The 450-nt window shown below is 68.4% G+C and carries 1 pseudogene; it reads left to right on the forward strand.

Annotated elements, in window-relative coordinates:
- Positions 1 to 162: 162 nt before the first annotated feature.
- Positions 163 to 450 (forward strand): annotated as a pseudogene (locus VG556_RS22515) (DUF2272 domain-containing protein); the annotation flags it as partial.

The following is a 450-nucleotide window of genomic DNA, read 5'->3' on the forward strand; positions in this document are numbered from 1 at the left end:
GTGCAGGCCATCGATCTGTCGCTGAAGCTGGGCCCGCCGCCGGGTTGAGGCCTGGCGTGGGGGCCGATCCGTTGTCCATGGGAAAAGGGATCTGACCCCGTTCTCACACCCGGCGTTCACGACAGCGCTGCGACGCTGAGGTATCCCCCACAGGAGCCGCGCATGCGCCGGATGCTCTTGCCTGCCTGCCTGCTGCTGGCCGCGGCACCGTTGTCCGCAGCGGCCGCCGAGGCCTGCGATGTTCCGCCCCGCTTCGGCCTGAGTCCGTTGGCGGTGGCCATCCGCAACACCGCCTGCAATGAGCACCGGCTCTGGTACCGGCCCTTCATCGATCGTGAAGGCCGTGCCGCCAGCCTCAGCGTCACCGAAGCCGAAAGCGATCACCTGGCAGACAATGGCCTGATCGCCTGGCAGCGCGTGGCCGGCTACTGGCGCAACAGCGGCACACTC

This window comes from Stenotrophomonas sp. CASM106 (assembly GCF_049384825.1).
Taxonomy (GTDB): Bacteria; Pseudomonadota; Gammaproteobacteria; order Xanthomonadales; family Xanthomonadaceae; genus Stenotrophomonas; species Stenotrophomonas muris.